Below are 7,346 nucleotides of genomic sequence, written 5' to 3' on the forward strand. Positions count from 1 at the left end.
GGGCACCGCGCGGCGCGCCGGTGCGGGGCACAATGCCCGGGTGACCACCGGCACCCCGCGCTCCCTCGCCCAGCAGCCGTCCGGCGACCCGTCGCCCGCCACGCTCCCGCCCGCCACGGAGTCGCCCGGCACACCGTCGGCCGCCACCCGGTCCGGCGACACGCCCACAGCCGGGGAGAGGTCCGCGGGACCGGCGGACGCACCGTGCGGGGACGGCTCACGCCGGGACGCCGGTCCGGGAGACGGCGGGGAAGCCGGACTCCCGGACGCAGGGCACGGGAGCGCGGCGGACGCGGGGCCGGGGAGCGCCGGACCGCCGCGTGCCCCGTCGGGGGGCGCGCCGGCCGGGCCCCTGTGGCGGCGGCTGGCCCCTCCCGTCGCCGTGCTCGGCGCCGTCGTCGCCGCCTTCGCGTACGTGCGGGCCGTGGACCCGAACCGGCCGGGGCACTACCCGGCCTGTCCGCTGCTCGCCCTCACCGGCGTGTACTGCCCCGGCTGCGGCGGCCTGCGCAGCGCCCACGCCTTCGCCCACGGCGACCTGCTCGCCGCGCTGCAGGCCAACGCCCCGGCCGTCGTCGGCTACCTGCTGTTCGCGGTGGCCTGGAGCGTGTGGGCGGCGCGGACGGCCCGGGGGCTGCCGACGCGGGTCACGGCGCGGCCGGCACACCTGTGGGCCCTCGGGACCGTGCTCGCCGTGTTCACCCTCGTGCGCAATCTGCCGTTCGGCGGATGGCTGCACCCATGAGGGTGGGTCCGCACACCTGATGCCCCTGGGCGGGAAACAGGCGGGAAACGTCCAGGTAGTGGGACCGGCCGCCGCCTGATGCGGGACGTGGGGCCCCCTGCGGATACCATCGCAAGTGACCATCGGTATCGAACGGAACCGACCACCGTCACGGAAGGGGGCCGCTCGCGTGAGTGTGCTCGACGAGATCATCGAGGGCGTGCGGGCCGACCTCGCGGAGCGGCAGGCGCGCGTCGGCCTCGACGAGCTCAAGGAGCGCGCGGCCAAGGCGCCCACCGCCAAGGACGGCGCCGCCGCCCTGCGCGGCAACGGCGTCAAGGTCATCTGCGAGGTCAAGCGGTCCAGCCCCTCCAAGGGCGCGCTGGCCGCCATCGCCGACCCGGCCGCCCTCGCCGCCGACTACGAGGCGGGCGGCGCCGCGGTCATCTCGGTGCTGACCGAGAAGCACCGGTTCGGCGGATCGCTGGCCGACCTCGAGGCGGTCCGGGCCCGGGTGGACATCCCCGTGCTCCGCAAGGACTTCATCGTCTCCTCCTACCAGCTCTGGGAGGCGCGGGCCTACGGCGCCGACCTGGCGCTGCTGATCGTCGCCGCCCTGGAGCAGGACGCCCTGGAGTCGCTGATCGAGCGGGCCGAGTCCATCGGGCTCACCGCGCTGGTCGAGGCGCACGACGAGGACGAGGTCGAGCGCGCGCTGGACGCCGGCGCCAAGGTTATCGGCGTCAACGCCCGCAACCTCAAGACCCTCGAGGTGGACCGCTCCACCATCGAGCGGGTGCTTCCGGAGATCCCGCCGCACGTCGTGAAGGTCGCCGAGTCCGGCGTCCGCGGGCCGCACGACCTGATCGCCTACGCCAACGCCGGTGCTGACGCCGTGCTGGTCGGCGAGTCGCTGGTGATCGGCAAGGACCCCAGGACCGCGGTCGCGGACCTGGTGGCGGCGGGCGAGCACCCGGCCATCCGGCACGGGCGCGCCTGAGGGAGCCCCGCATGACCACCGCCGTGCAGCCGTCGACCGAGGACCCCGCGTCCGAGGGTGCGTGCCGTCAGGCCCACACCCCGGAGCCGGGCCCGGCCGCGTGCTGCCCGGCGTCGTGCTCCTGCTGCCCGGCCAGTCCGGGCGAGGGGCGCTTCGCGCGGCTGGCCCGCGGCTGCAAGCCGCGCGGCTGCAGGGCGCCGGCCCGGCGCGTCCACGGCCGGCGGGTCCGGTACGTCATCGGGGACGAACCCGGACAGGTGAACGGGATGCGATGGCGCGGGGGAAGGCCCCGACGTCCGTCCGGCATCATCCGTGATCATCTGTGAGGTAATCCTTCGCATGTCCAGTCAGTTCTTCGTGCCCGATCCCGAGGGCACCGTTCCCACCGCCGCCGGCTACTTCGGCGACTTCGGCGGCAAGTTCATCCCGGAGGCGCTGGTCGCCGCCGTCGACGAGGTCGCCGTCGAGTACGACAAGGCCAAGGCCGACCCCGAGTTCGCCCGTGAGCTCGACGACCTGCTGGCCCACTACACCGGCCGTCCCAGCGCGCTGACCGAGGTGCCCCGCTTCGCCGAGCACGCGGGCGGCGCGCGGATCTTCCTCAAGCGCGAGGACCTCAACCACACCGGCTCGCACAAGATCAACAATGTTCTCGGCCAGGCCCTGCTGACCCGCCGCATGGGCAAGACCCGGGTCATCGCCGAGACGGGCGCCGGCCAGCACGGCGTCGCCACCGCGACCGCCTGCGCCCTGTTCGGTCTCGAGTGCACCATCTACATGGGCGAGATCGACACGCAGCGCCAGGCGCTCAACGTCGCCCGGATGCGGATGCTGGGCGCCGAGGTGGTCGCCGTGAAGTCCGGCAGCCGCACCCTCAAGGACGCCATCAACGAGGCGTTCCGCGACTGGGTCGCCAACGTCGACCACACGCACTACCTGTTCGGCACCGTCGCGGGTCCCCACCCGTTCCCGGCGATGGTCCGCGACTTCCACCGCGTCATCGGCGTCGAGGCCAGGCGGCAGCTGCTGGAGACCGCCGGACGCCTGCCCGACGCCGCCGTCGCCTGCGTCGGCGGCGGCTCCAACGCCATCGGCCTCTTCCACGCCTTCATCCCCGACGAGGGCGTCCGCCTGGTCGGCTGCGAGCCGGCCGGTCACGGCCTGGAGACCGGCGAGCACGCCGCCACCCTCACCGCCGGTGAGCCCGGGGTGCTGCACGGCTCCCGCTCCTACGTCCTGCAGGACGAGGAGGGGCAGATCACCGAGCCGTACTCCATCTCCGCGGGCCTGGACTACCCGGGCATCGGCCCCGAGCACGCCTACCTCAAGGACAGCGGCCGCGGCGAGTACCGCGCGGTCACCGACGACGCCGCCATGCAGGCCCTGCGCCTGCTGTCGCGCACCGAGGGCATCATCCCGGCGATCGAGTCGGCGCACGCCCTGGCCGGCGCGCTCGAGGTCGGCCGCGAGCTCGGCCCCGACGGCCTGATCGTGGTCAACCTGTCCGGCCGCGGCGACAAGGACATGGACACCGCCGCCCGCTACTTCGGGCTGTACGACACCGACGCGGAGGTCGCCGCGGACGAGGCCGGCAACGGCGCGGAGATCGAGGGGGACGCCAAGTGACCGGCAACCGACAGCTGCTGAGCGACACCCTCGCCGCCGCGAAGGCCGAGGACCGCTCCGCGCTCATCGCCTACCTCCCGGCCGGCTTCCCGACCGTGGACGGCGGCATCGACGCGATCAAGGCCGTCTTCGAGGGCGGCGCCGACGTCGTCGAGGTGGGCCTGCCGCACAGCGACCCGGTCCTGGACGGCCCGGTCATCCAGACCGCCGACGACATCGCGCTGCGCGGTGGCGTGAAGATCGCCGACGTGATGCGCACCGTCCGCGAGGCGCACGAGGCCACCGGGAAGCCGGTGCTGGTGATGACCTACTGGAACCCGATCGACCGCTACGGCGTCGAGCGGTTCACCGCCGAGCTCGCCGAGGCCGGCGGCGCGGGCTGCATCCTGCCCGACCTGCCGGTGCAGGAGTCCGCGCTGTGGCGCGAGCACGCGGAGAAGCACGACCTGGCCACCGTGTTCGTCGTCGCCCCGTCCAGCAAGGACGCGCGGCTCGCCGAGATCACCGCGGCCGGCAGCGGCTTCGTCTACGCGGCCTCGCTGATGGGCGTCACCGGCACCCGCGCGTCGGTCGGCGCGCAGGCCCAGGACCTGGTGGTGCGCACCCGTGCCACCAGGGCCGACCTTCCGGTCTGTGTGGGCCTCGGCGTCTCCAACCGCGCCCAGGCCGCCGAGGTGGCGGGCTTCGCCGACGGCGTGATCGTCGGCTCGGCGTTCGTGCAGCGGATGCTCGACACCGCCGACGACGCCGAGGCCCGGCTGAAGGCCGTGCGGGAACTCGCCGCCGACCTGGCGGAGGGCGTGCGCGGGCGGGCGTAACCCCGCTGTCAGCGGCGGCGACGCCGCTCACTCGAACGGGTGGACATGGGACCGGGGAGGCGCGCAGCGCCTCCCCGGTTCGTTCTGCCCCATGTGAGTGAGAAGAACCGAGACGGAAAGCGCAATGCGCGCCAGCGCCTGGTGATGGAGCGCGAGAAGCAGAAGGCCGCGGACAAGCGCCGCCGCGCCATGATCGTCGGTGCGGCCGTGGTCTGCGTCCTCGGTCTCGCGGCGGTCGTCGGCGTGGTCGCCGCCAACTCCGGAGGCGACACCAGCGACGCCGAGGGCCCCGCGGTGGCGCCCTCCGGGGCGGGCGGCAAGGAGAAGCTGGCCATCCCGGTCGGCCGCCCCGACGCCCCGTCGACGATGGTCGTGTACGAGGACTTCCGCTGCCCGGCCTGCAAGGCCTTCGAGACGGCCTACCGGTCCACGGTGCACGAGCTGACCGAGGCGGGCTCCCTGAAGGCCGAGTACCACCTGGTCACCCTGATCGACGGCAACCTGGGCGGCAGCGGCTCGCTGCGCGCCGCCAACGCCGCCGCCTGCTCCCAGGACGCCGGGAAATTCGCCGAGTACCACGATGTCCTCTTCGACGCCCAGCCCGAGGAGACGGACGACGCGCTGGCCGACAACAAGAAGCTGATCGAGCTGGCCGACAAGGTCCCCGACCTCGACACGGCCGCCTTCCGGTCCTGCGTGAACGAGGGCACCCACGACAGCTGGGTCCGGGAGTCGGACAAGGCCTTCCGCGAGGGCGGCTTCAGCGGCACGCCGACGGTCCTGCTCAACGGCAAGAACATCTACGAGGACCGCTCGATGACGCCGGCCAAGTTCAAGCAGCTGGTGGAGGCGAAGGCCGCGCAGTGACCCGTCCCGGGTCCGGCCTCGTTATGGAGCCGTAGCCGGGCCGCCCCCCCTCCCGGGGGCCCGGCACGGTAGCGTCGTCCCTGCCATGGAACTTGCCTACATTCCCAGCCCGTCGCGCGGGGTGCTGTACCTCGGTCCCTTCCCGCTCCGCGGCTACGCGTTCTGCATCATCATCGGCGTCTTCGTCGCCATCTGGCTCGGCAACCGGCGCTGGGTCGCCCGTGGCGGACGGCCGGGCACGGTCGCCGACGTCGCGGTGTGGGCCGTGCCGTTCGGCCTGGTCGGCGGACGTCTCTACCACGTGATCACGGACTACCAGCTGTACTTCGGCGAAGGCCGTGACTGGGTGGACGCCTTCAAGGTGTGGGAGGGCGGCCTCGGCATCTGGGGCGCGATCGCGTTCGGCGCGGTCGGCGCCTGGATCGGCGCGCGGCAGCGCGGCATCCCGCTGCCGGCGTACGCCGACGCGGTGGCGCCTGGCATCGCCCTCGCCCAGGCCATCGGCCGCTGGGGCAACTGGTTCAACCAGGAGCTGTACGGGCGCGAGACGGACCTCCCCTGGGCGGTCCGCATCGACTCCGCGCTCGACGGCCGGGTTCCGGGCTTCTACCACCCGACCTTCCTGTACGAGTCGCTGTGGTGCATCGGCGTCGCGCTGCTGGTCATCTGGGCGGACCGCCGCTTCAGGCTCGGCCACGGGCGCGCCTTCGCGCTGTACGTCGCCGCGTACTGCGTGGGCCGGTTCTGGATCGAGTACATGCGGGTCGACGAGGCGCACCACATCCTCGGCCTGCGCCTGAACAACTGGACCGCGCTGGCGGTCTTCCTGCTGGCCGTCCTCTACTTCGTCCTCTCCGCGCGCAAGCGGCCGGGCCGGGAGGCGGTCGTGGAGCCGGGGGCGACGGACGGCTCCGGCACCGAGGGCGGGAAGAGCGCCGACGCGGCCGTCGGCGCCCCCTCCGACACCGCTCCCGCCGCGACCTCCGGTTCCGACGGGGCCGACGGGGCCGACGGCGGCAGCTCCGCCGGGACCGACGACGCGGCCGACGGCGGTGCCACCGAGGCGTCCAAGGCCGCAGCGGACCCGACCGAGGCCAAGGGCAAGTAACCACCCCGCCCCGTACGACACCGACGCCGCGCCCCCGATCCCGGGGGGCGCGGCGTCGTCGTTCCGGTGGCCCACTTCGCGGGCCCTCCCGCTCCCAGGGCGACCACGCCGGCCCGGCGCGGTCGCTCCGGCGTGTGCTGCCCTCATCGTCGGCGGGCGGGCCCCGCCGGCCCACGAAACGGATGAGTCATCCGGTCGTGTTAGTCTTCACCCAAGCGGATGAAGCATCCGTTTTTCCGGGTGGTGGAGGGGACGCATGTCGAAGACAGCTGTGGTCACGGCCGGTACGGGAGGCATCGGTCTGGAAACCGCGCTGGGGCTGGCCGAGGCGGGCTTCGCGGTCACCGTGGTCGGACGGGACGCCGGCCGCGGAGCCAGGGCGGTCGAGCGGATCAACGCGGCGCACCCCGGGCGTCCGGCCCGGTTCCTGGCCGCCGACCTCGCCTCGCTCGACCAGGTCCGCGAGCTGGCCGGCACCCTCGCCGCCGGTCACGCGGCGTCGGGGGAACCGTTGACGGTGCTGGTCAACAATGTCGGCGCGATGTTCGCCGAGCGGCGGCAGGTGGACGGCGTGGAGGCGTCGTTCGTCGTCAACCACCTGTCGCCGTACCTGCTCACCGAGCTGCTGCTGCCCACGCTCACCGCCGGGGCGCCTAGCCGGATCGTGAACGTGACCTCCGGGGCGGTCGGTGTCGCCAAGCGCGTGTTCGACGCCGTCGAGCCGCCGGGCGGCTACTACGGCTTCCACTGGTACGGGCGCGCCAAGCTTGCGAACCTCGCCTACACGCTCGACCTGGCGAGGCGGCTGGAGGGCACCGGCGTCTCGGTCCTCGCCGCCGATCCCGGGGGCGCGGCGACCGCCATGACCGACGGCACGCTGGTCCCGGCGGTCGTCTCCCCGCCGTTGCGGCTGCTGTGGCCGCTGGTGCGCCGCCGGTTCGAGCGCTCCACGGCCGGTACGGCGTCCGACGCGGCCAGGCCCTCGGTCACCGCCGCCACCGACCCCACGCTGGCCGGCCGGACCGGCCTGGTCATCGGTCCGCGGGCGCACCCCGTCGCACCGTTCCGCGCGGCGACCGACCCCCGCATCGCCGAGGCCGTGCTCCGGCTCAGCGAGACCCACGCGGCCGCGGCGGCCGGAACAGGGGCGTGAGCGAGGGCGGCGGGCGGGCCCGCCGGGCCGCCCCCCCCCCGCCCCCCCGC

The 7,346-nt window shown here is 74.1% G+C and carries 8 protein-coding genes; all 8 read left to right on the forward strand.

All coding sequences use genetic code 11. The features are described from left to right. Positions 1-352 precede the first annotated feature (352 nt). The 8 genes from ACOV8S_RS11675 (at position 353) to ACOV8S_RS11710 (ending at position 7,296) form a co-directional block, all read left to right on the forward strand. The gene (locus tag ACOV8S_RS11675; RefSeq protein WP_448317922.1) at positions 353-745 is read left to right on the forward strand and encodes a DUF2752 domain-containing protein; all 393 of its coding nucleotides are present in this window, start codon (positions 353-355) and stop codon (positions 743-745) included. 169 nt (positions 746-914) lie between these two features. Beyond that, complete coding sequence (gene trpC / locus ACOV8S_RS11680) at positions 915-1,724, forward strand: indole-3-glycerol phosphate synthase TrpC (RefSeq protein ID WP_448317713.1); 810 nt, start codon at positions 915-917, stop codon at positions 1,722-1,724. A 23-nt stretch (positions 1,725-1,747) separates the two neighbouring features. After that, entirely contained in the window at positions 1,748-2,050 is a 303-nt protein-coding gene (gene trpM, locus ACOV8S_RS11685) for a tryptophan biosynthesis modulator TrpM (protein ID WP_448317923.1), read from the forward strand. Positions 2,051-2,063: 13 nt separating this feature from the next. Then, a complete protein-coding gene (trpB, locus tag ACOV8S_RS11690) occupies positions 2,064-3,350 on the forward strand; it encodes a tryptophan synthase subunit beta (protein ID WP_448317714.1) in 1,287 nt (428 codons plus the stop codon). After that, positions 3,347-4,168: a tryptophan synthase subunit alpha gene (gene trpA, locus ACOV8S_RS11695; RefSeq protein ID WP_448317715.1), complete on the forward strand. Its 822-nt coding sequence runs from the start codon at positions 3,347-3,349 to the stop codon at positions 4,166-4,168. The genes trpB and trpA overlap by 4 nt, the downstream gene beginning before the upstream one ends. 93 nt (positions 4,169-4,261) lie before the next feature. Beyond that, complete coding sequence (locus tag ACOV8S_RS11700; RefSeq protein ID WP_351114287.1) at positions 4,262-5,035, forward strand: DsbA family protein; 774 nt, start codon at positions 4,262-4,264, stop codon at positions 5,033-5,035. 85 nt (positions 5,036-5,120) lie between these two features. Continuing rightward, positions 5,121-6,143: a prolipoprotein diacylglyceryl transferase gene (gene lgt, locus ACOV8S_RS11705; RefSeq protein WP_448317717.1), complete on the forward strand. Its 1,023-nt coding sequence runs from the start codon at positions 5,121-5,123 to the stop codon at positions 6,141-6,143. 256 nt (positions 6,144-6,399) lie between these two features. Next, complete coding sequence (locus ACOV8S_RS11710; protein ID WP_448317718.1) at positions 6,400-7,296, forward strand: SDR family NAD(P)-dependent oxidoreductase; 897 nt, start codon at positions 6,400-6,402, stop codon at positions 7,294-7,296. The last annotated feature ends 50 nt before the right edge of the window (positions 7,297-7,346 follow it).

It is taken from the genome of Streptomyces sp. CO7 (assembly GCF_053474865.1).

Excerpts from the sequence above, each read along its gene's own strand:
- lgt (WP_448317717.1), top strand. The coding sequence starts at position 5,121 with ATGGAACTTGCCTACATTCCCAGCCCGTCGCGCGGGGTGCTGTACCTC.
- ACOV8S_RS11710 (WP_448317718.1), top strand. The coding sequence starts at position 6,400 with ATGTCGAAGACAGCTGTGGTCACGGCCGGTACGGGAGGCATCGGTCTG.
- trpB (WP_448317714.1), top strand. The coding sequence starts at position 2,064 with ATGTCCAGTCAGTTCTTCGTGCCCGATCCCGAGGGCACCGTTCCCACC.